This is a genomic window from Mitsuaria chitosanitabida ATCC BAA-476 = NBRC 102408, assembly GCF_001598255.1.
Lineage (GTDB): Bacteria > Pseudomonadota > Gammaproteobacteria > Burkholderiales > Burkholderiaceae_C > Roseateles > Roseateles chitosanitabidus.
In genome coordinates this window covers 41,626-61,515 of the sequence record NZ_BCYP01000023.1, presented here as the reverse complement: position 1 = coordinate 61,515, position 19,890 = coordinate 41,626, and the positions used below count along the sequence as shown (strand labels likewise).

24 protein-coding genes are annotated in these 19,890 nt (G+C 69.4%); 18 read left to right on the top strand and 6 right to left on the bottom strand.

All coding sequences use genetic code 11. From position 1 onward, the window contains the following. The 3 genes from MCHT01_RS15770 to MCHT01_RS15760 form a co-directional block, all read right to left on the bottom strand. Positions 1–410 (bottom strand): AraC family ligand binding domain-containing protein (locus MCHT01_RS15770; protein ID WP_174549059.1); only part of this gene is annotated, 410 nt, incomplete at its 3' end. A gap of 42 nt (positions 411–452) precedes the next feature. Further along, entirely contained in the window at positions 453–1,616 is a 1,164-nt protein-coding gene (locus tag MCHT01_RS15765) for an AraC family transcriptional regulator (protein WP_148661558.1), read from the bottom strand. Between the two features lie 41 nt (positions 1,617–1,657). Further along, on the bottom strand, positions 1,658–2,581 hold the full coding sequence (locus tag MCHT01_RS15760) for a GGDEF domain-containing protein (RefSeq protein WP_067066299.1): 924 nt from the start codon (positions 2,579–2,581) through the stop codon (positions 1,658–1,660). A gap of 187 nt (positions 2,582–2,768) precedes the next feature. Between MCHT01_RS15760 and MCHT01_RS15755 the strand changes: the two genes are divergently transcribed. Then, positions 2,769–5,390: a TonB-dependent receptor gene (locus MCHT01_RS15755; RefSeq protein ID WP_245643337.1), complete on the top strand. Its 2,622-nt coding sequence runs from the start codon at positions 2,769–2,771 to the stop codon at positions 5,388–5,390. Here MCHT01_RS15755 and MCHT01_RS15750 read toward each other — a convergent pair. Beyond that, the gene (locus MCHT01_RS15750) at positions 5,365–5,622 is read right to left on the bottom strand and encodes a hypothetical protein (protein WP_148661557.1); all 258 of its coding nucleotides are present in this window, start codon (positions 5,620–5,622) and stop codon (positions 5,365–5,367) included. The two genes, MCHT01_RS15755 and MCHT01_RS15750, sit on opposite strands and share 26 nt — an antisense overlap. On the opposite strand from MCHT01_RS15750, the gene MCHT01_RS15745 reads away from it, so the two are divergent. Both MCHT01_RS15745 and MCHT01_RS15740 read left to right on the top strand, forming a co-directional pair. Next, positions 5,615–7,291, top strand: coding sequence for a phytase (locus tag MCHT01_RS15745; RefSeq protein ID WP_067066297.1), 1,677 nt, complete (start codon positions 5,615–5,617; stop codon positions 7,289–7,291). The two genes, MCHT01_RS15750 and MCHT01_RS15745, sit on opposite strands and share 8 nt — an antisense overlap. Before the next feature lie 119 nt (positions 7,292–7,410). Continuing rightward, positions 7,411–7,872 (top strand): GNAT family N-acetyltransferase, encoded by a 462-nt coding sequence (locus MCHT01_RS15740; protein WP_067066296.1) that lies wholly within the window; start codon positions 7,411–7,413, stop codon positions 7,870–7,872. Between the two features lie 16 nt (positions 7,873–7,888). Here MCHT01_RS15740 and MCHT01_RS15735 read toward each other — a convergent pair whose 3' ends face one another. Beyond that, a complete protein-coding gene (locus MCHT01_RS15735; protein ID WP_084452745.1) occupies positions 7,889–8,437 on the bottom strand; it encodes a diguanylate cyclase domain-containing protein in 549 nt (182 codons plus the stop codon). 306 nt (positions 8,438–8,743) lie between these two features. Between MCHT01_RS15735 and MCHT01_RS15730 the strand changes: the two genes are divergently transcribed. From MCHT01_RS15730 to MCHT01_RS15700, 12 genes are all read left to right on the top strand, one after another. Then, entirely contained in the window at positions 8,744–9,298 is a 555-nt protein-coding gene (locus MCHT01_RS15730) for an ECF-type sigma factor (protein ID WP_067066294.1), read from the top strand. A gap of 46 nt (positions 9,299–9,344) precedes the next feature. Next, on the top strand, positions 9,345–12,080 hold the full coding sequence (locus MCHT01_RS15725; protein ID WP_067066293.1) for a serine/threonine protein kinase: 2,736 nt from the start codon (positions 9,345–9,347) through the stop codon (positions 12,078–12,080). 32 nt (positions 12,081–12,112) lie between these two features. Continuing rightward, the gene (locus tag MCHT01_RS26295; protein ID WP_148661555.1) at positions 12,113–12,502 is read left to right on the top strand and encodes a hypothetical protein; all 390 of its coding nucleotides are present in this window, start codon (positions 12,113–12,115) and stop codon (positions 12,500–12,502) included. Between the two features lie 310 nt (positions 12,503–12,812). Next, the gene (locus tag MCHT01_RS27750) at positions 12,813–12,938 is read left to right on the top strand and encodes a hypothetical protein (RefSeq protein WP_259375165.1); all 126 of its coding nucleotides are present in this window, start codon (positions 12,813–12,815) and stop codon (positions 12,936–12,938) included. Between the two features lie 14 nt (positions 12,939–12,952). Further along, the gene (locus MCHT01_RS27745; protein ID WP_259375164.1) at positions 12,953–13,075 is read left to right on the top strand and encodes a hypothetical protein; all 123 of its coding nucleotides are present in this window, start codon (positions 12,953–12,955) and stop codon (positions 13,073–13,075) included. 13 nt (positions 13,076–13,088) lie between these two features. Further along, positions 13,089–13,265 carry a hypothetical protein gene (locus MCHT01_RS26795; protein WP_169806145.1) on the top strand — a complete coding sequence of 59 codons (177 nt, stop codon included), beginning with the start codon at positions 13,089–13,091 and terminating at the stop codon, positions 13,263–13,265. Positions 13,266–13,284: 19 nt separating this feature from the next. Further along, entirely contained in the window at positions 13,285–13,407 is a 123-nt protein-coding gene (locus MCHT01_RS27740) for a hypothetical protein (RefSeq protein ID WP_259375163.1), read from the top strand. A 15-nt stretch (positions 13,408–13,422) separates the two neighbouring features. Then, the gene (locus MCHT01_RS27735; RefSeq protein ID WP_259375162.1) at positions 13,423–13,548 is read left to right on the top strand and encodes a hypothetical protein; all 126 of its coding nucleotides are present in this window, start codon (positions 13,423–13,425) and stop codon (positions 13,546–13,548) included. Positions 13,549–13,557: 9 nt separating this feature from the next. Continuing rightward, positions 13,558–13,746, top strand: a complete 189-nt coding sequence (locus MCHT01_RS26290) for a hypothetical protein (RefSeq protein WP_148661554.1) — start codon at positions 13,558–13,560, stop codon at positions 13,744–13,746. A gap of 19 nt (positions 13,747–13,765) precedes the next feature. After that, positions 13,766–14,080, top strand: a complete 315-nt coding sequence (locus MCHT01_RS15710; protein ID WP_067066290.1) for a hypothetical protein — start codon at positions 13,766–13,768, stop codon at positions 14,078–14,080. Between the two features lie 135 nt (positions 14,081–14,215). Beyond that, complete coding sequence (locus MCHT01_RS15705) at positions 14,216–16,438, top strand: peptidase domain-containing ABC transporter (RefSeq protein ID WP_218017907.1); 2,223 nt, start codon at positions 14,216–14,218, stop codon at positions 16,436–16,438. Next, entirely contained in the window at positions 16,435–17,682 is a 1,248-nt protein-coding gene (locus MCHT01_RS15700; RefSeq protein ID WP_067066289.1) for an HlyD family secretion protein, read from the top strand. The genes MCHT01_RS15705 and MCHT01_RS15700 overlap by 4 nt, the downstream gene beginning before the upstream one ends. A gap of 115 nt (positions 17,683–17,797) precedes the next feature. Here MCHT01_RS15700 and MCHT01_RS15695 read toward each other — a convergent pair whose 3' ends face one another. Next, complete coding sequence (locus MCHT01_RS15695; protein ID WP_148661553.1) at positions 17,798–18,532, bottom strand: hypothetical protein; 735 nt, start codon at positions 18,530–18,532, stop codon at positions 17,798–17,800. 102 nt (positions 18,533–18,634) lie between these two features. On the opposite strand from MCHT01_RS15695, the gene MCHT01_RS15690 reads away from it, so the two are divergent. From MCHT01_RS15690 to MCHT01_RS15680, 3 genes are read left to right on the top strand one after another with little or no spacing between them, the layout of a single operon-like run. Then, positions 18,635–19,147, top strand: a complete 513-nt coding sequence (locus tag MCHT01_RS15690) for a hypothetical protein (protein WP_067066287.1) — start codon at positions 18,635–18,637, stop codon at positions 19,145–19,147. 36 nt (positions 19,148–19,183) lie between these two features. Next, positions 19,184–19,477 (top strand): hypothetical protein, encoded by a 294-nt coding sequence (locus MCHT01_RS26790; protein ID WP_169806144.1) that lies wholly within the window; start codon positions 19,184–19,186, stop codon positions 19,475–19,477. Next, a complete protein-coding gene (locus MCHT01_RS15680; RefSeq protein WP_084452740.1) occupies positions 19,437–19,787 on the top strand; it encodes a putative toxin-antitoxin system toxin component, PIN family in 351 nt (116 codons plus the stop codon). Before MCHT01_RS26790 ends, MCHT01_RS15680 begins: the two co-directional genes overlap by 41 nt. The last annotated feature ends 103 nt before the right edge of the window (positions 19,788–19,890 follow it).

Here is a 19,890-nt window from a genome sequence, read left to right as displayed (position 1 = left end):
GGCTCGCGCGCCCGCCACAGCGTGGCCATCAGCGCGGCCGCGCGCGAGGCCGCCTCCGCGTCGTGGGCGACCGCGGCGTCGAAGCGCCAGGCCGGCCCGCCGTAGAGCGCCGACAGCACCGCCTCGTCCAGGTAGACCATGCGGTAGCCCCAGGCGTCCTCGGTGGCGGCCTCGCCGGTGTGGATGTCCTCGGGATTCATCAGCATCAGCGTGGCGCGCGGGGCCAGATGCTCGCCGCCGCGCCAGCGGAAGCGGCCGACGCCCTGGGTGATCGCGCCCAGGCCGTAGGCCTCGTGGGTGTGCGGATCGAAGCTGTGCCGCAGGATGTGGGCGTGGTACAGCTCGACGCCCGCGCGATGCGCGGGGCGGCGGTACTGGGCCTGGTCCTCGGGATGCTCGAACGGCGACATGGCCGGGAGTCTATGCCCGGGCGGCCTCCCAGGCGCGGACGTTCACAGCATCCCCGGCGTCATCCCGGTCCAGCGGCGGAACGAGCGCCGGAAATTGCTCTTGTCGTTGAAGCCCAGCGAGCGCGCCACCGCCTCGCCGCGCTGGCCGCGCAGCGTCATCAGGTAGAGCGCCGCGTGCGCGCGCACCTGGTCCAGCTGCGCCTGGTGGTGCGTGCCCAGCTGCGCCAGCTGGCGCTTGAGCGTGGCCGGACTGACGCCGAAACGCTGGGCGCTGCGCTCCAGCGAGGCATCGCCGCCGACCTCGGCCAGCAGGTGGTCGTAGAGCGCGGCGAGCTGCCCGCGCCAGCCGGCCTCGGGATCGGCGCCCTGCTCCAGCGCGCCCAGCGCCATCGCGGGACGTCCCGTGGCCGCCGCGGGCCAGGGCTGCGTCGCCGCGGCCAGCGGCAGCCGCATCGCGTCGACCTGGCAGCCGAAGTGCAGGTCCGCGCCCAGGTAGGCCGCGTGCTGGGAGAGCTCGCGTGGCCGGGTGCGGTTGAAGCTGAAGGTCCAGGGCAGCGGCCGGCCGCCAGGGGCCGCGCCACCCAGCCAGTGCGCCATCGCGACCACCGCGCTCATCTGCATGTCCACCAGCAGCGGCTGCAGCGTCGGCGGCGCGCCGCAGGACTCGGTCCACACGAGCAGCAGCTCGTCGGCGGTCTCGACCAGGCGCGGCGTCAGCAGCGGCGTGAGCCGGGCCGGCCACGCGCACAGCGTGCGCAGCGCCTGCCGCAGGTCGCCGGCCTGCTGCAAGGCCTGGCTGGCCAGGCCGTAATGGCCGGGCAGGCTCAGCTGGCCGACGACGAAACCGACGTCGCGCGCCAGCGGCTGCAACGCCGCCAACATCCCCAGCAGTTGCCGCGTCGACAGCATCTGCCCCGGCGTCACACCGCAGCGCGCGAGCCACTCCTCCGGCGCGATGGACCGGCTGCGGGCGAACTCGGCCAGCAGCGCGCCCTGGTAGGCCCAGGGGAGGAAAGCGTGATCGGCGCCGTAGTGCGGCACGTCGCGCGTCGGCAGCGCCAGGCGCAACGCAGCGAGCGCATCGTCGGACGGACTGCCCGCCAGCATCTCGCCCTGCAGCCCGGACGCCGACAACACGGGTGATGCGGGCATCGCCTTCGTCATGGCCGTCGCGGTCGTCGCGGTCGTCGCGGACGATGCCGCCATCGACGAGGCACTCGCGCCAGCGACGGGCCCGCGGCCGGCGCTCACCGCAGCCGCTCCAGCAAGCGCAGCAGCTGCGCCTCGGCATCCTCGCCGGCGTCCAGCGTCACGCTGGCCATGCGGGCGTCCAGCCGCATCCGGGTGCGTCCGTCGGCGCAGGGATGGACGTGCGAGGACAGCGCCGCCAGCAGATCACCCGCCAGCGCCGGATCGGCGCCGGGCAGCAGCGCGACGAAGCGGTCGGCCGCGTAACGGCACAGCAGATCGCCGGGCCGCAGCTGGAGCAGCAACAGCGGGCCGGTGGCCTGCAGCAGCCGCTCCGACTCCGCCAGCCCGTGCTGCCGCGCCAGGGGGGCCAGGTCCTGCCAGCCCAGCATCACCAGCGTCGCGGGCCGGGTCTCGTGGCCCTCCCGCTCGTCGCGACGCTGGGCCTCCTGTTGCAGCCGGATCTGGTCGAGCAGGTAGGCGCCGTCGCCCAGCTGGGTGAGGCCGTCGATCTGCGCGTGCTCGCGATAGCCGCGCTCGCGGCCGGCGCGCAAGGTGTTGAGTGCCAGCTGCTCCTGCCGCCACAGGTGCAGGCCGAAGGTCAGCCCGACCATGCCGACCACGTGGAAGGTCGACTCCATCCCCAGCAGCAGCGTGTAGTGGCGTGGGAACTTCCAGAACTCGTCCATCAGGTCGGCCCAGCCGCCCAGCAGCATCCCGGACAGGCCCAGGCACAGCCAGGTCGTGACGCGGCCGGCAGGCCGGCTGGCGCGCAGCTGCACCAGCCAGGTGGCGAGCATGGCGACGATGGCGCCCTCGCTGACGATGTCGATGAAGCGCCAGATCGCGACCGGCTTGGCCACGGCCCAGTACGCGAAGAGCCAGGTGATGCCCGCCATCGCGAGCAGCAACGCATGGCCGAAGTGGCGCGAGCCCGCGACGGGCGCGAGCACCAGCGGCGGACGGGGCAGCACGAGTTTCATGGAGCGCGATGCTAGGCGGCCTGTGTGACGCGGCTGTCATGGACGCGGACGGGGGTCGGATCGGCTCACGCGGACCGGTCGCCGGAGCCGTCCGCGCAGCACCGCGTCGAGAATGCCACGCTGTCACGGACCCGCCATCCGCGATTCCTAACGTGCGCCGCCATCCGTGACTCACCGACCTCCTGCCATGCGCACGCCGATCCGTTCCCTCCCCCGCCCCACCCTGCTCGCGCTGTGCCTGTCCGGCGCCTTCGCCGCGATGCCGGCGCTGGCCCAGCAGACCCCGACCGACGCGAAGGCCGATGCCAAGTCCGGCGCCCCGGCCGACCCGAAGGCGGCGGCCAAGCCCGAGACCCAACCCGCCGCGCGAGCGGCCGCGCCGGCGACCCCCGAGGCCCGCCAGCTCGACACCGTCGTGACCGTGGGCCAGGCCGCCGCGCTGCGTTCCGCGCTGGACAAGCAGACCGCCGCCCAGGGCATCGTCAACGTGGTGCATGCCGACGGCATCGGGCAGCTGCCCGACAACAACGCCGCCGAGGCGCTGGCCCGGCTGCCGGGCGTGTCCGTCGAGCGCGATCAGGGCGAAGGCCGCTTCATCCGCGTGCGCGGCCTGGGCCCCGACTACAACGCCGTGAACATCAACGGCGCGCTGACCCCGGCCTCCGAGTCCGACCGCCGCGCGCCCGCGCTGGACCTGGTGCCCGCCGGTCTGATCCGCGCGCTGGAGGTGCAGAAGACGCTGACGCCGGACCAGGACGCCAACTCGCTGGGCGGCACCGTCACCGTGCGCACGCTGAGCGCCTTCGATCAGCCGGGCCGGCTGTTCACGCTGGAGCTGGGCGGCAACGTCGACGCCAATGCGGGCAAGACCCGACCCCGTGGCTCGGTCGCCTTCGCGGACCGCTTCGCGGGCGGCACGCTGGGCGTGGCGGTGGCGCTGTCGGCCGACCAGCGCCGTTTCGCGAGCGACAACGTCGAGACCGGTGGGGACTGGGACGGCGCCAAGCTGGCCAGCTTCGAGCTGCGCCGCTACACGATCACCCGCGAGCGCCTGGGTGGCGCGCTCAACCTGGACTGGAAGCCGGAGGAAGGCTCGCTCTTCTACCTGCGCAGCTTCGGCAGCCGCTTCACCGACCATGAGAACCGCCAGTCGCTGAAGGTCGCCTTCGCGAAGCCGCAATCGCCCGGCGAGGTCGGCGCGGGCACCGTCAGCCGCGGCCTGAAGGAACGCCGCGAGATCAACGAGTCCAAGGCCGCCGTGCTGGGCACGGAACTGACGCGCGGTCCCTGGAAGTTCTGGGCCGAGGGCGGCCTGGGCCGCGCCAGCGAGGACAAGCCCGACACGCTGAGCTCGTCGGCCTTCACCGCCGACCTCACCGGCCTGGGCTACGGCGACACGATGAAGCCGCTGCCCACCGCGGCCCCGGGTCTGAACGACGCGTCCAAGTACGCGTTCAACAAGGCCAAGATCGAGAAGAGCCTGGCCACCGACCGCGTGCGCCACCTGAAGGCCGACGTGCAGCGCGAGCTGGAGGTCGCCGGCTGGGACCTGGACCTCAAGGCCGGCCTGAAGGCCTCGCGCCGCGACAAGGACAACGAGCAGGAGACCTACGCGCCCAGCGCGAAGGCGCTCAAGAAGGCGCCCTACAACCTGACGTCCTCGCAGCTGGGCCTGGCGAACGTCGTGTCGGGCGAGGCCGTCGACTACCCGTGGACCTCGTTCGGTCCCGGCATCGACACCGGCAAGCTGCGCGGCCTGTTCGCCCCCTACGACCTGAACGGCTTCCGCGATGCGGTGGCCTCGGTGGTCAACGACTTCGGCATGAAGGAGCGCGTCGACGCCGGCTACCTGCAGGCGCAGGTCGAGCAAGGCGGCACGCAGTGGCTGGTGGGCCTGCGCCACGAGCGCGTGCGCTTCACCGCGGACGGCACCTCCTCCACCGACGGCAAGGTCGCGCCGGTGCATGCCGAGAGCAGCAGCCGCCATTGGCTGCCGGCGCTGCTGCTCAAGCAGCAGCTGGGCGCGGACACGGCGTTGCGGGCGGCGCTCACGAACTCGGTGGTGCGGCCGGCCTTCGGTCAGCTGACGCCCGGCCTGACCGTCGATGGTGACGAGGCGACGGTCGGCAACCCGCTGCTCAAGCCGCTGCGCTCGCGCAACCTGGACCTGGGCGTCGAGCGCCGCCTGGGTCGCGACGGCGCGGTGTCGGCCTATGTCTTCCACAAGAAGATCCGCGATTTCGCCTTCCAGACCGATCTGGCCGGGACCAAGGGCTGGGAGGACTTCAGCCACGTGACGACCTACGCCAACGGCGGCGACGCGACGGTGCGCGGACTCGAGCTGGCCTGGAGCCAGGCGCTGAGCACGCTGCCCGCGCCGTGGAACGGCCTGGTGGTGGGCGCCAACGGCAGCTTCGTGAAGTCGCGCGCGACCATCGGCGGCTACGCGGACGGCAAGCTCGTGACGCGCCGCATCGCGCTGCCCAGCCAGTCGGACCGGAGCCTCAACCTGAGCCTGGGATGGGAGTCACCGGCCTTCGGCGCGCGCGTCGCGCTGAACCACAAGTCGCCCTACCTGCTGGAGGTCGGTGACGTCTTCGACGCCTCGCAGGATCGCAAGGTCGACACGCAGAACCAGATCGACGCGTCGATGCGGGTGCAGCTCACCAAGGGTCTGCAGCTGCAGCTCGAGGCGCTGAACCTCAGCAACGAGCGCTACTACGTCTATCAGGACCTCAAGTCCCGCAACGTCCAGTACGAGCAGTACGGCCGCGCCTACAAGGTCAGCCTGAAGCTGGCGATGTTCTGAGGCGACGAGGCATGACGACGATGAACGCGAAGACGATGTCGGCCACGACGACGAGCACGAACACGACGGCCACCACCACGACGACGGGAACGGCGCGCGCGATGACGACGGTCTCGACAGCAGCGACGACGGCGGCGACTGCGGCGAGGGCAGCGATCGGGACGATCCGAGCGGCTGGCCGGACCTGTCGCGGGACGCTGCTCGCGGCGGGCGCGATGGCGGCCTTGGGCACGTTCGCGCCGTCCGCGATCGCGGCGACGGAGACGGCGAAGGCGACGGCCTCGACGGCGCCGATCCTGGCGCTCGGCAAGCACGGCCTGACGCTGCTGGACGCGCAGGGGCGGACGCTCGACGAGTTCGGGCTGCGCGCCAAGCGCTGGGACCGCCGCGTGCTGGCCGACGGCACGACCGTGGCGCTGCTCCAGGACGCCGACAACGGCGCGCTGCGCCTGCTGGAGGTCCGCGACGGCAAGCTGCGCGAGCGCGCGCACTGGGCGGGCCCGGCCTACGACGTGGAGGCGGTCTGCCTCTACCTCGAGCCGCGCCAGCAGACGCTGCAGGCCTTCCTCCTCGGCGGCGACGGGCTGACCGAGCAATGGTTGCTGAACGAAGCCGGCCCCTCCGCGCCCGGCGCGATGGCGCGATCGACCCACGGACGGACCGCGACATCGCCGGCCACGACACGTTCCGCCTCGGCGCCCGTCGCCCGAGAGGGCCAGGTCTTGCGCCAACTCGCGACCGTGCCGGACGCCAAGGCCTGCGCGGTGCGCGACGACGAGGGCCGGCTGTACGTCGCCGAGGCGGACGTGGGGCTGTGGTCGTTCAACACCGATCCCGAGCGAGCCGGCCGCGCGCTGGTCGCGCCGGGCCTGGCGCCGGCCGACCTGTCGCTGTGGCTGGACGCGCATGCCTCGCAGCCGCTGCCGGTGATCCCGGTGGCGGTGCCCAGCGCGCAGACCGAGCCGGTGCGCGGCGGGGGTGACGCGGCCGACGATCCGGCGATCTGGATCGACACCGCGGCGCCGGCGCGCAGCCGCATCCTCGGCACGGACAAGAAGCGCGGCCTGGGCGTCTACGACCTGCAGGGCCGCGAGACGCAGTTCCTGCCGGTCGGCCGGGTCAACAACGTGGACGTCCGTCAGCGCCTGCGCTACGACGGCCGTGACCGGGACCTGGCGGTGGCGACGCAGCGGGACCGGAAGTCGGTGGTGCTGTTCGACATCGACGCGCAGGGCCGGCTCTCGACGCTGGCCGAGCTGCCGACGGGCCTCGAGGAGGTCTACGGCATCTGCAGCGCGCGCCACCCGGGCGGCGGCCTCGACGTGTTCGTCAACGACAAGGACGGCCGCCTGATCCAGATGCGCGTGGCGCGCGAGCGCGGCGCGTGGACCTCGACCACGGTGGCCACGCTCAAGCTGGCCACGCAACCGGAAGGATGCGTGGCGGACGAGGCGGGGCATCAGTTCTTCGTCGGGGAGGAGAAGCGCGGCCTGTGGCGCGTGGCGCTGGACGCCGACGGCAAGCTGGGCGAGTCCCGGCTGATCCTGCCGATCGGCGAGATGCTGCACGCGGACGTCGAAGGCATGGCGGTGCATCGCGGGCCGCGCGGCGCGTGGCTGGTGGTGTCCTCGCAGGGCAACGACAGCTACGTGGTGCTGGACGCCGACGCGCCATACGCGGTCAAGGGTCGCTTCCGCATCGGCCTGAACACGGCCCGGGGCATCGACGGCACGTCGGAGACGGACGGTCTGGACGTGACCTCGGTGTCGCTGGGCGGCGAGTACGGCGAAGGCCTGCTCGTCGTGCAGGACGGCCACAAGCGCTGGCCGATGGGACGCCAGAACTTCAAACTGGTGCCGTGGAGCGAGGTGCGGCGGGTGATCGAGGGTCCGGCGCGCTGAGTCCCCCAGGGTGACGATTGATCGGGGGCGGGCCAGCACGGATGATCCGGGCTCCTTCCACCCCCGCGGTGCACGGGCGTCTCGCCCGGGTCCCGCTCGACCCCTCACCTCACGCGCGCATGCCCACCGATCTCGTCATCCGCCCGATCCGTTCCTCCGACCTCGCCGCCTGGCGGCCGCTCTGGGACGGCTACAACGCCTTCTACGGACGCGCGGGCGAGACCGCCCTTCCGGAAGAACGCACCCGCATCCTGTGGGAGCGCTTCTTCGACGAGCAGGTACCGATGCACGCGCTGGTGGCGGAGCTCGACGGTCAGGTGGTGGGCTTGTCGCACTACCTCTTCCACCTCAGCACCACGCGGCCGGGCGGGGTCTGCTACCTGCAGGACCTGTTCACCGCGCCGGCGCTGCGCGGCAAGGGCGTCGGACGGGCGCTGATCGAGGCCACCGCCGCGGCGGCGAAGGCGCAGGGCAGCGAGCGGCTCTACTGGCAGACGCACGAGACCAACGCGACCGGCCGCGCGCTCTACGACCGCGTGGCCCAGCATCAGGGCTTCATCGTCTACGGACGCGACGTCTGACGCGTCAAGCGGGCGCTCAGCCCTGGCGGCGGCGCAGGTCGGCGCGGGCGCTCTCGGCCAGGTCGGCCCCGCGCACTCCGCCTTCGGGGAAGGCGGCCGCGCCCATGCTCAGGCCGACGTGCATGGTGTGCTCGTCGACGTTGTAGGGCCCGTTCAGCACCTGCATCAGGCGTTGCTGCACGAGGTTGGCCTCGGGCGTTCCCGCGTCCAGCAGCATCACCGCGAAGCTGGACTCGCCGACCTGCAGGACCATGTCGGTCCCGCGCACGCGGCTGCGCAGGCGGCGACCCACGGCCAGCATCAGCGCGTCCTGGGCGTCGTGGGGCCAGGACTGGCCCTCGCGCGCCAGCGGCGCGGCCTCCAGCCACAGCACCGCGAGGTGCCCGCCGTAGCGGCGGCATTGCGTCAGGTGGCGCGAGATCATCAGGCCGAACTCGGCCAGCGCATCCACGCGGGGGACCCACAGGGCCGGGGTGTGGCGGGCAGGTTTGGCGCGGTCCATCCGGGCTGTCTCCGCGGGCGCGGACCCATCGCCGGACGTGGCGGTGACGGTGGACAAGCTCATGCGCGACTCCCTGCGGACTTCTGGATGTCGCGCCCGCCGCCGGCCGCCTGGGCCGTCACGGGGACGCGTTCGAATGGGGTGAGAGCGCGACCCTGCTGAAGCAGCCCGTCCATGCCGGCCTCCCTTGCCACATGACCGAATCGCGCTCTCATCAATACAGAACGGAATCCCGCCGGCGCTCCCGACATTCGCTAACAAAAATCTTCTAGGTGGAAACCCTTGAAATGACGCCAGGAGGGTCAGGTTTGACCGGTCTGTCGCCCGGCGGATGTAACAAGGTCATACGAGGCCGCTAGAGTGCCGCCCATGACGGAGATCACTCAACTGCTGCAGGCCGCCGGCCAAGGCGACCGTGCCGCCGCCGACCAGGTGGTGGCGGAGCTGTACGGCGAGCTGCAGCGGTTGGCGCGCCAGCGCATCCGGGCGGCGGGCGAGATGACGCTGCTGGACACCACGGCGCTGGTGCACGAGGCCTGGCTGCGGCTGGCCGGCGCGCAGGGCAAGAGCTTTCCGGATCGGCGCTACTTCCTGGCCTATGCGGCGCGGGTGATGCGGCACGTCGTGATCGACCTGGTGCGCGCGCGCCAGGCGGAGCGGCGGGGCGGCGACCAGCCGGCGGTGACGCTGAACACCGCGGTGGCGGAGCAGACGCCGCAGACCGACGAGGACATCCTGCGGGTGCACGAGGCGCTGGAGGAACTGGCGGCGGTGGACCAGCGGCTGGCGCAGGTGGTGGAGATGCGCTACTTCGGCGGGCTGCTGGAGACGGAGATCGCGGAGGCGCTCGGCGTGACCGAGCGCACGGTCCAGCGCGACTGGCAGAAGGCCCGCATCCTGCTTTCGATGAGTCTCAAGACCTGACCCCGGTCAGAATCCCGCATCTCGACAAGACGCCCACGCGAGGAAGATGGACGCACTCGACAAACAGCGCTGGATCGCGCTGAGCCCGCTGCTCGACGAGCTGCTGGACCTGGAGGAGCCCCGGCGCTCGGCGCGCCTGGCGGAGATCCGCGCCGCCGATGCGGCGATGGGGGAGCACCTGGAGGCGCTGCTCGCGCGCGATGCCGCGCTGGGGCAGGAGCGCTTCCTGGAGCAACCGGCCGCGGAGGCGCTGCAAGGCACGCCGGCGCCGCTGGGCTTCGCGCCGGAGGGGCCGGACTTCACCGGGGAATCGATCGGGCCCTACGTGCTGGATCGGGAGCTCGGGCAAGGCGGCATGGGCGCCGTGTGGCTGGCCCGCCGCGCCGACGGCCGCTTCGAGGGCGAGGTCGCGGTCAAGTTCCTGAAGTCGGGGCTGTTCGGCAAGGGCGACAGCGGCCGCTTCGAGCGCGAGGGGCAGATCCTCGCTCGGCTTTCGCACCCGCACATCGCGCGGCTGCTGGACGCGGGGCTGCATCACGGGCATCAGGCCTATCTGGTGCTGGAGTACGTCGACGGCCTGCCCATCGACCGCTACTGCCAGGTGAACGGGCTGGATGTCGAGGCGCGGGTGAAGCTGTTCCTCGACGTGCTGGCGGCGGTGGCGCACGCGCATCAACGGCTGATCCTGCATCGGGACCTCAAGCCCAGCAACATCCTGGTCACGCATGACGGACAGGTGAAGCTGCTCGACTTCGGCATCGCGAAGCTGCTCGACGACGCGACGCAATCGGGCGCGGCGACGGAGCTCACGCAGCGCGCGGGCAGCGCGTTCACGCCGCAGTACGCGGCGCCGGAGCAGGTCCAGCAAGGCGACGTGACGACGGCGACCGACGTGTACGCGCTGGGCGTGCTGCTCTATCAGCTGCTCGGCGGCCGGCACCCGACGGCGGACGACACGCAGCAGCACCTGGAACGGCTCAAGGCCGTGGTGGAGCTGGTCCCCAAGCGGCTGTCGGACGTGGCGGAGAACCAGCTGGATCCGGTGGTGGCGCGGCAGTCGAAGCTGTTGCGGGGGGATCTGGACACGATCGTCGGGAAGGCGCTGAAGAAGATCCCGGCGGAGCGCTACGCGAATGCGGAGTCGATGGCCGTCGACCTGCGGCACTGGCTGGCGCATGAGCCGATCACGGCGAGGCCGGACACGCGGCTGTATGTGATGGGGCGCTTCGTGCGCCGGCACCGGTGGAGCGTGGCGGCGGGCAGCGCGGCGGTGATGGTGCTGGTGGGGTTGACGACGGTGAGCGTGTTGCAGGCGCGAAGGGCGTCGATGGCGGAGCATCAGGCGCAGGAGCGGAGGCAGCAGGCCGATGACTTGCTGAGCTACATGCTCGGGGAGTTCGCGGACAAGCTGCGGCCGGTCGGGCGATTGGAGCTGCTGGACAGCGTGGGGAGCAAGGCGCTGACGTATCTGGCGCAGGATGACAAGGCATCACCGCAGGAACGGCTTCAGCGCGCGAAGGCGTTGACCGTCATTGGTGAGGTGCGGGTGACGAAGCGGAGTCTCAAGGAAGCCATCGAGCCTTTGATGGCCGCTCAGCGGCTGCTTGCAGGATCGGTACCAACATCAATCGCCACTGGGGACTGGCGCAAGGCGCAAGGCGCCGCCGCGTTCTGGCTCGGTCAAGCGCACTATCGACAGAGTGCCTTTGAGCAAGCGACCGAGGCGATTCTTGCCTATCGGGATGCCGAACAAGCTTGGCTTGATGCCGAGCCGGACAGCCAAGAGGCCTTGCTCGAGCTTTCCTATGCATACAACAGCCTTGGAAGCCTGCGCTTGGATACGTCGGACCTGCGTGGCGCTTCGGACTACTTCAAGCGTTCTATCGATCTCAAACGAAAGGCGCTTGAGGGCAGCAAGGCACCAGATCAAGCCACCGCGCGCATGGAGTTGGCTGACAGCCTTAGTTGGCTTGGTACATCGCTTCTCTGGCAAGGCATGGCGACCGCCGCGACGGCAAACTTTGCAGAAAGCGTCGGACTCGTTTCAGATGTCCGCAAAGCCGCACCATTGGACGATGGATGGGCGTACCGGGAAGCGATCCTCAGGCGCTGGCATGCGGAATCTCTTCAGAAGCAGGGAGATCATGCCGCCGCAGTGGATGAATCCCGCCGCTCCCTTGAGCAGATCAAGGCTCTCATCGCGAAAGATCCGGCAAACACGCAATGGCGCGTGAATGGACTCCATAGCGAAGTGATCGATTCGGAAATTCGCTGGAGCGATACCCCGTCGTCTATGCGTGCAGCACAACTACGCGAGATCGGCGTCCGCATCGACGACTATGTCAAGAAACTCTCTCCGGCCGGAGTGATTCGGACCAACGACGTTCGATTCCGATGGGCAGCGCTGTATGCGAAAGCGCTCAACGATATCGGCGATACGGCCGGGGCGGATCGACTCTTGGCCGAAACGATTCCGGATCCAAATCAAGCCGCAAAGGGCTTCCCCGCGGACCTGCGGCAACTTGCATCCTGGACCATGGCACGACTGGCGCAAATGGATCTATTGCGAGGAACCTCAGCTCCGAACTCCATCGCTCGACGCGAGGCCCTCTGCCTCGACGTTATTGACAAGATTGAGAAGAAGGGTGGGCTCCTCATGGTTCATCAGCAGATTACACGCGCCTGGGTTGAGGCCCAATCCTGCTTGGGCAGGGGGAACCGAGATAGCGTGAAGGCGGCCGAAGGATGGCTTGCCAGCGAACGTGCCGGTCAGCCTTCATGACCCATCAACGACACCCGCTCAAGGAGAATCCAATGCCGACCACCACTTTCTATGTCGCTGCCTCGATCAGCCCGGATGGAAACTTTGCCTCGTGCCAGTACTTCCGGGATCAAGCTCGCAAAGAGCCAATTGACAGCTCATCCCTTCACGTTTCGCCCACCACTGGTGAGTGCCAATTCGCTCCGGCCAATGAATCGGATCTGATGCTCATCGGCGCAACGTTCAAGACGATCGGTGCCACGCCTGGCATGAACCTGAGCAACTTCGCTCCGGCCGATGACGAGAACGTTGTCAGCATCACCATGCCGACCAGCACGACCGTGACCAAGGGCGTTGTCCTGCTGTTCTCGACGCGTGGCACTGTCGAGGGCCTGTACCCCAGCAGCGATCCGCAGATCACGAACGACGCGCCTGGCCTGTGATGTTCCGCGCTTGATCGCGCGGTCGCGCGTTCACAAGAAGGAGTCGCTATGCGACTCCTTTTTTTCTTGCATCGTCATCCTCGGCGCTCTTGCTCGACGATGTACGGCTGCCACCTCTCGTCTCAGTTGGCTACCGATGACAGCCATGGTGGTGAGGAAAGGGAGGCCGTACCACTGTTCTCCTTCTTCAACTCCGCACGTAAGAAAGTACGTTCGCGTTTCCTCTTGTCGGCGACGTATCTGACCAGCAGAATCAGCCGCGCGGACAAAGGTGTTCGCGATCGCATCCATTCACGTGGGAGAGGAATCAATGAACGACATGCAAGAAGCGCATTTGCCTCAGGAGCTCGACATCGTTGAGCCTCGCGAGCTCACTCTTGACGAACTCCTCGTCATCGCCGGTGGCCCGCAAGTCACCAATGACTGGCCGAGCTGATCATGGAGATTCATATGAACGAGATGTTGGATCTCCAGATCGAGCAGGCCGATCTGGTCGAGCCACGCCAGTTGACCTTTGAGGAGATCCTCGAGGTCGCGGGTGGGCCGCAAGTCACGAATGACTGGCCGGGTTGAACTGGTAGACGTCATGAGCAAGAAGACCCAAGACATTGAAGCTCAGCGGCTTCGCGAAATGACTGCCGAAGAGACGCATGCGATTGCAGGCGGTCCGCAGGTCATTAATGACACTACCGTGCTCACCGATGAGGAAGTGGCAGCAGTCGCCGGCGGCCCCGAAGTCCTCAACGACGGTCCACCGACCTAATCTCACAGGGAGAAGTGCAATGAATCAAATCCAATCGCTGCAGCCTCTGGCCGAGTCCATCGAGCCTCGCGCCTTGACGGCCGATGAGGTGATCGCCACGGTCGCCGGTGGCCCTCAGGTCATCAACGATGCACCGGTCTAACGCCAGGAGCTCCACTTGAACGTCACGTACGAAATCAATGAGAAGGATCTCGATCTTGCGGAGTTCCGCGAGCTGACTTCCGAGGAACTGTTGGAAGTCGCTGGTGGTCCCGAGGTCCAGAACGACGGCCCCCCGTATTGAGTCTCCACCATGAATCAGAAACAACAACCTCAATCGCAAGACGACGTGATCGAAGTCCGGGACCTGACTTCGGAGGAAGTCCTGGCCACCTCCGGCGGACCCCAAGTCCTCAACGACGGTCCAGCCCTCATCGCGACCGAAGACCTCGCTGCCGTTTCCGGCGGTCCGCAGGTCGTCAATGACGGTCCGCCGACCTGAATCATCCAGGGAGAAGCAAATGAACCAGAAGAAGACGCCTCCACAGGTCGACATCGTCGAACTGCGTGAAATGACTGCCGAAGAGGTCCTCGCCACTACCGGCGGACCGCAGGTGATCAATGACTGGCCGACTCTCGTCAACCCAGACGACCTGTCCACCATCTCCGGCGGCCCGCAGGTCGTCAATGACCTACCCACGCTCATCGCCCAAGACGATCTGTCCGCCGTCGCTGGTGGCCCCCAGGTCGTCAACGATGGTCCGTCGCTGATCGCCAACGATGACCTGTCCGCCATCGCCGGCGGCCCGCAAGTCACCAACGACGGCATCGGCTGATCCCCCCGGATCGGCATCCCAAGGGCCGCATCGCGGCCCTTTTTTCATTCCCTCTTCCTCCCCCCGTTTTCCCCCTCGCATCCCCCTGCTCCCTCGGCACAATACCGCCGGTCCAACCTTGAATCGGGAATCCCGTTGAACCCCTTCGATTGGCTGCGCGGCCGGCGCGAGCTGCCGATGTTCCATCAGTCCGAGGTCGCTGAATGCGGCCTCGCGTCGTTCGCCATGATCGCGGCGTATCACGGGCATCACGTCGACCTCAACGGCCTGCGCCAGCGCTACGCGCTCTCGCTCAAGGGCGCCACCCTCTCCGACCTCATGCGCATCGCCGACGGCATGGACTTCGGCTGCCGCCCGCTGCGTCTCGAACCCTCCCATCTGGGCAAGCTCCAGCTCCCGTGCATCCTGCACTGGGACATGAACCACTTCGTCGTCCTCAAGGAACTCCGCGGCGAGGACGCCATCATTCACGACCCCGCCCTCGGCGTGCGCCGCATCTCGCCGCGCCAGATGGCCAAGAGCTTCACCGGCGTCGCCCTCGAGCTCACCCCCACCGCGTCGTTCCAACCCCGCGAGGTCCGCATCCGCGCCCGCATGCGCGACCTCTGGACCCGCGTGCGCGGCTGGCAGGGCCCGCTGCTCCAGACCCTCGTGCTGTCCGTGATGCTGCAGCTGTTCACGATGGCCGCCCCGGCCTTCCTGCAGCTCGCCATGGACGACGCCGTCGCCCGCCTCGACCAGAACTTCCTGCTCGTGCTCGCGCTCGCCTTCGGCGCGATGTACCTCCTGCAGTCCCTCACCGAGGCGCTGCGCGGCTGGACCGTGCTGCAGCTCGGCCAGGCCATGAGCTTCCAGCTCTCCGGCAACGTGCTGCGCCACCTGCTGCGGCTGCCCGCCGAGTTCTTCGAGAAACGCATCGTCGGCGACATCCTCTCCCGCATGGGCGCCGTGCGGCCCATCCAGGAAGCCCTCACCCAGTCCGCCGTCACCGCCCTCATCGACGGCGTCATGATGATCGCCACCGCCGTGCTGCTGATGATCTACAGCCCCGCGCTCGGCGGCATCGTGCTGGTCTCGCTCGTGATCTACGCGGCCTTCGTCCTGGGCCTCTACCCGCTGCGCCGCCGCCGCGAGGAGGAACAGCTCATCGCCCAGGCCGAGGCCCAGACCTACCTCATCGAATCGATCCGCGCCTCCAAGACCGTGAAGCTCTACGGCCGCGAGTCGCAGCGCGAGGTCGTCTGGCGCAACCACTTCGGCCAGGTCGTCAACGCCGCGCTCGGCACCGGCCAGGTCGAGGTCGGCACCCAGTTCGCGCGCAGCCTGATCTTCAACCTGCAGCTGGTGCTCGTCGTCTACTTCGGCTCGCTGATGGTGATGGAGAGCTCGCTCAGCGCGGGCATGCTGTTCGCGATCCTGCTCTACCGCAACCAGTTCGGCGACCGCGCCGAGGCGCTGCTGCGCCAGGTCGTGCAGTTCCGCCTCCTGCGCCTGCACATGGAGCGCCTGGCCGACATCGTGACCACGCCGCGCGAAGCCGGGCTCGAATCCTCCGCCGCGCTGCCCGAACGCACCCCGCGCGGCGCGCTCAGCCTGCGCGACGTCGCCTTCCGCTACGCGCAGAACGAGCCCTTGCTGCTGCAGTCGATCTCGCTGGACATCGCGCCCGGCGAGTACGTCGCCATCGTCGGCAGCTCCGGAGGCGGCAAGACCACGCTGCTCAAGCTGATGCTCAGCCTGCTCCCCCCGACCAGCGGCGACATCCTCATCGACGGCATGCCGCTGCAATCCTTCGGCGTGCGCGCCTGGCGCCAGTCCATCGGCGTCGTGCAGCAGGACGACGGCCTGCTCATGGGCACCATCGCCGACAACATCGCCTTCTTCGACCCGCAGGTCGACATGGCCCGCGTCGTCGAGAGCGCCCAGGCCGCCTCCGTCCACGACGAGATCCAGGCCATGCCCATGGGCTACCTCAGCATGGTCGGCGACATGGGCTCCACGCTCTCCGGCGGCCAGCGCCAGCGCGTGCTGCTGGCCCGCGCGCTGTACCGCAAGCCCGCCGTGCTCTTCCTCGACGAGGGCACCGCCAACCTCGACCCCGGCGCCGAGCGCCGCATCGCCGACCTCGTGCAGGACATGCCCATCACGCGCATCGTCGTCGCGCACCGGCCCGAGCTGGTCGACCGCGCCGATCGCGTGCTGGAGCTGGTGCAGGGCCGCCTCGTCGAGCGCCGCCGCAAGGGCGCGGCGCCGTCGGCGCCGCAGGAGCTCGAACCGCTGGATGCCGAAGCCGCCGCGGCGGCCGCGTCCCGCACCCCGGCCGCCCCCGAGGCCTCCCACGAGGAGCGCCGCCCATGAGACCGAACCTGTTCCGCAAGGAGGCCATCGAGCATCGCGGCCAGCGCCTGCTCGGCGAGGTGCTGCTGCACGTGCCCGCGAGCGCGCGCTGGGTGACGGCGCTGGTGGTGCTGGTCTTCGCGCTGCTGCTGGGCTTCCTGTTCCTCGGCACCTACGCGCGCAAGGAAACGGTCGGCGGCTGGCTGCGGCCCGAGCGCGGCGTGATTCGCGTCGAGGCGCAGAGCGACGGCGTCATCGAGGCGCTGCATGCGTCGGAGGGCGACGCGGTCGCGCGCGGCGCGGAGCTCGCGACACTGCGGCTGGATGGGCAGCTCGACCAGGGGCAGAGCCTGTCGGGCCGGCTGCTGGTCGACCTGGCGCGCGAACGCGAGCAGCTGGAGCAGCAGCGCGATGCGGTGCGCTCGCGCTACGAGCTGCGCGAGACGCGGCTGCGCGGCGAGGTCCGCAACCTCGAGGCCGAGATCGCGCAGTACCGCCGACAGCTGGAGACGCTGGAGCGCCGCGCCGAGCTGGCGCAGCGTCAGGTGCGTGATCAGGCGGACCTGGCGAAGCAGGGCTACATCTCGCGGCGCGACGCGGACCGGCTGGAGGACGCGGTGCTGGCGGTCACGGAGCAGCGCGAATCGGTGAAGCAGGACATGCTGGCGCGCGACACGACGCTGGGCAGCACGCGGCATGAGCTGGCCGGCGTGGGCCACGATCGCGATGTCGCGCTGGCCGAGGTGGGCGAGAAGATCGCCGCGCTGGATCAGCGCAGCGCGGAGGCGACGCGGCGCGGCAAGGTCGTGCTGGTGGCACCGATCGCCGCCCGCGTGGCCAACGTGCGGGTGGAGCCCGGCGCGGCGGTGAAGGCCGGCACGCTGGTGGCCGACCTGCTGCCCGCCGACGGCGCGCTGCGGGCCGAGCTCTTCGCGCCCAGCCGCGCGATCGGCTTCGTCAAGCCGGGCGACGAGGTGCGGCTGCGCTACGACGCCTTCCCGTATCAGAAGTTCGGCGTCGGCCGCGGGCGCGTGATCAGCGTGTCGCGCGCGGCCGTCGACGCGCGCGAACTGCCGATGGGCCTGCTCGCGCAGGGCCCGGTGTACCGGGTGCTGGTGTCGCTCGACCAGGGCCTCCCGGGCCTGGCGGGCGAGGCGCCCTCGCTGCGCGCCGGCATGACGCTGCAGGCCGACCTGGTGCTGGAACAGCGCCGCATCGTCGAGTACCTGTTCTCGCCGGTGCTGGGGCTCGCGAAGAACCACTGAGCGCGCGCACCCTTGCCTCTCGGCGTCGTGCGGGAGGTCCGGGGACCGAGCTCCGAGGTCGGACGCGCAGATGAACCGGCGCCTCGCGCGCGGGCCGTGGCCCGGCAACGCGACCTCAGCGCGGTCGCAGCGCGGCGATCGCCTCCTCGCCCATCAGGCGGCCGATCAGGCTCGGGTTGATGCGCTCGACGGTGCGGCTGTCCAGCGCGAACTCGCGTTGCTGCGTGTACGACGGCGCGCCGATGCGCGGCTGGCTGTCAGGCGCCTGCGGCCCGAGCAGCCCCACCACCGGATAGAGCCTCAGCCGCGCGATCAGCAGGCGGGCCGACGGGTCGGAGAACACCGTCGACTCCAGCACCCGGCTGCAGCCGCGCCGGCGGATCTCGTCCATCAGGCCGCGCAGGTTGGCCGGCACGTCGGTGGCGGAGACCGGCAGCACCACGTTGATCACCGGCAGGCCGGCGGTGGCGAGCGGCTCCCGCACCGCGAGGTTGAACGCGGTGTTGGCGTCGTCCCAGTAGCGGTTGCGGTCCTGCCGCTGCGGATCGAAGTTGCGGCCCTGGCCGAAGAGCAGCACGCATGGCGCGCCGGCCACCGGGCCGGGCTGGGCACTGGCGACCGGCGTCACCCCGGCGGGGGCCGCCGACGGGAGCGTCGGGGGAGAGGACGCGGGCCGGGCCGAGGACGTCGGCGGCGCGACCGCCGCGCCCGGTGAGCTGTTCGACTGCGCGAGCGCGCCGACGCCGAGCACGGACGCCAAGGTCATGACCACGGCCCGGATCGCCCCGCGCGGGCGACGACGGACGCGCGGAGAAGGGGCGACGATGGCGGACAGGGTACGGCTCGGCATGATGGGGGCGGATTGTGCGCTGTCGGCAGGGAGATGACCTCCGGCCGTGGCGCGGCGGCGACGGCGCAGCACAATGGCCGATCAGCATCCCAGGAGGTTCCGATGCGCGAGTGGTTGACGATGACCGGCGCCACGATGGCGATGGTCGTGATGGTGGCGTTGAGCGGCTGCGCGACGCCCGTGAAGGACGAGCGGATGCGTCCGGGCGTGAGCACCGGCGCGGAGGTCCAGCAGTACTACGGCGCGCCGTCGCGCATCTGGCCGGAGACCGATGGCGGCCGCACGCTGGAGTACGCGACCCAGCCCTTCGGGCAGACCTGCTACATGGTGCGGCTGGACGCGCAGGACCGGCTGGTCGGCGTGGTGGACGGGCTGACGGAGAAGAACCGCTTCCGCGTCGAGCCCGGCATGACCGAGGAGCAGGTGCTGCGCATGCTGGGCCGGGAGCGCTCGCGGGTGTTCTTCCAGCTCAGCGGCGAGGACGTCTGGGACTGGAACGTCGCGCCCGAGATGAACGGCTACATGCTGCGCTTCAACGTGCACTTCAAGGACCACCGGGTGGCCCGCACCTCGCAGAGCGTCGTGTATCCGGACCGCCGATTCTTGTGGGATTGATCCTCATCTGAGCAATTGAAATGGAGGGCTGACGCTGTGACGATTCCCGATGACGACAACGCCCGGTCGGGCGGTGATGAAGGGGATGAACGCATGACGTCCGTGGAGATTCTTTTGCCCGAAGGCCTGGCGCGCGAGGCCAGGCTCGCCGGTCTTTTCGATTCCGATCAGATTGCGCAGATCCTGCGCAAGCACCTTCGCCTCGAGACGTTCCGCCTCGAACATGAGTCACGATCGGGTCCGCCCTCGGAACCGCCCATGACGTCCGAAGAGATCCAGGCCGAGATCGATGCGTACCGCGCGAGCAGGCGTCGTCCGTCTGGTTCTTGACACCAACACCGTCGTATCCGGCTACCTGTGGAACGGTCCCCCGTCGGACCTCATCGCGATCGCGATGAAGAACATCTTGACGGTCGACCTTTTCAGCAGCGATCCGTTGCACACGGAACTGCGCAACGTCATCACTCGTCAGAAGTTCAGCAAGCAACTCGCGCTCAAGGGCTGGACGGCGGAGAGGCTGCTGGCCGAGTACGCGGACCGTGTCCGAACCGTCGTCCCGCCGTCGATTCCCAGGACTGTCCCAGATGCCCGGACGATGATGTGGTGCTGGCGACTGCGCTCGCCTGTCGAGCTCACCTGATCGTTTCGGGCGATGAGCACTTGGTCAAGCTCGGTTCCTTCCGGCACATGCGTATCGTGAGTTCGGCAGAAGCGGTGTCCCTGCTGCGCGATGGCAGGTCATT

Coding starts and splice junctions, on each gene's coding strand:
- MCHT01_RS15765 (WP_148661558.1), bottom strand. CDS start 1,616: ATGGCGGCATCGTCCGCGACGACCGCGACGACCGCGACGGCCATGACG.
- MCHT01_RS15760 (WP_067066299.1), bottom strand. CDS start 2,581: ATGAAACTCGTGCTGCCCCGTCCGCCGCTGGTGCTCGCGCCCGTCGCG.
- MCHT01_RS15755 (WP_245643337.1), top strand. CDS start 2,769: ATGCGCACGCCGATCCGTTCCCTCCCCCGCCCCACCCTGCTCGCGCTG.
- MCHT01_RS15740 (WP_067066296.1), top strand. CDS start 7,411: ATGCCCACCGATCTCGTCATCCGCCCGATCCGTTCCTCCGACCTCGCC.
- MCHT01_RS15735 (WP_084452745.1), bottom strand. CDS start 8,437: ATGAGCTTGTCCACCGTCACCGCCACGTCCGGCGATGGGTCCGCGCCC.
- MCHT01_RS15730 (WP_067066294.1), top strand. CDS start 8,744: ATGACGGAGATCACTCAACTGCTGCAGGCCGCCGGCCAAGGCGACCGT.
- MCHT01_RS15725 (WP_067066293.1), top strand. CDS start 9,345: ATGGACGCACTCGACAAACAGCGCTGGATCGCGCTGAGCCCGCTGCTC.
- MCHT01_RS26295 (WP_148661555.1), top strand. CDS start 12,113: ATGCCGACCACCACTTTCTATGTCGCTGCCTCGATCAGCCCGGATGGA.
- MCHT01_RS27750 (WP_259375165.1), top strand. CDS start 12,813: ATGAACGACATGCAAGAAGCGCATTTGCCTCAGGAGCTCGACATCGTT.
- MCHT01_RS27745 (WP_259375164.1), top strand. CDS start 12,953: ATGAACGAGATGTTGGATCTCCAGATCGAGCAGGCCGATCTGGTCGAG.
- MCHT01_RS26795 (WP_169806145.1), top strand. CDS start 13,089: ATGAGCAAGAAGACCCAAGACATTGAAGCTCAGCGGCTTCGCGAAATG.
- MCHT01_RS27740 (WP_259375163.1), top strand. CDS start 13,285: ATGAATCAAATCCAATCGCTGCAGCCTCTGGCCGAGTCCATCGAGCCT.
- MCHT01_RS26290 (WP_148661554.1), top strand. CDS start 13,558: ATGAATCAGAAACAACAACCTCAATCGCAAGACGACGTGATCGAAGTC.
- MCHT01_RS15710 (WP_067066290.1), top strand. CDS start 13,766: ATGAACCAGAAGAAGACGCCTCCACAGGTCGACATCGTCGAACTGCGT.
- MCHT01_RS15700 (WP_067066289.1), top strand. CDS start 16,435: ATGAGACCGAACCTGTTCCGCAAGGAGGCCATCGAGCATCGCGGCCAG.
- MCHT01_RS15695 (WP_148661553.1), bottom strand. CDS start 18,532: ATGCCGAGCCGTACCCTGTCCGCCATCGTCGCCCCTTCTCCGCGCGTC.
- MCHT01_RS15690 (WP_067066287.1), top strand. CDS start 18,635: ATGCGCGAGTGGTTGACGATGACCGGCGCCACGATGGCGATGGTCGTG.
- MCHT01_RS15680 (WP_084452740.1), top strand. CDS start 19,437: ATGCGTACCGCGCGAGCAGGCGTCGTCCGTCTGGTTCTTGACACCAAC.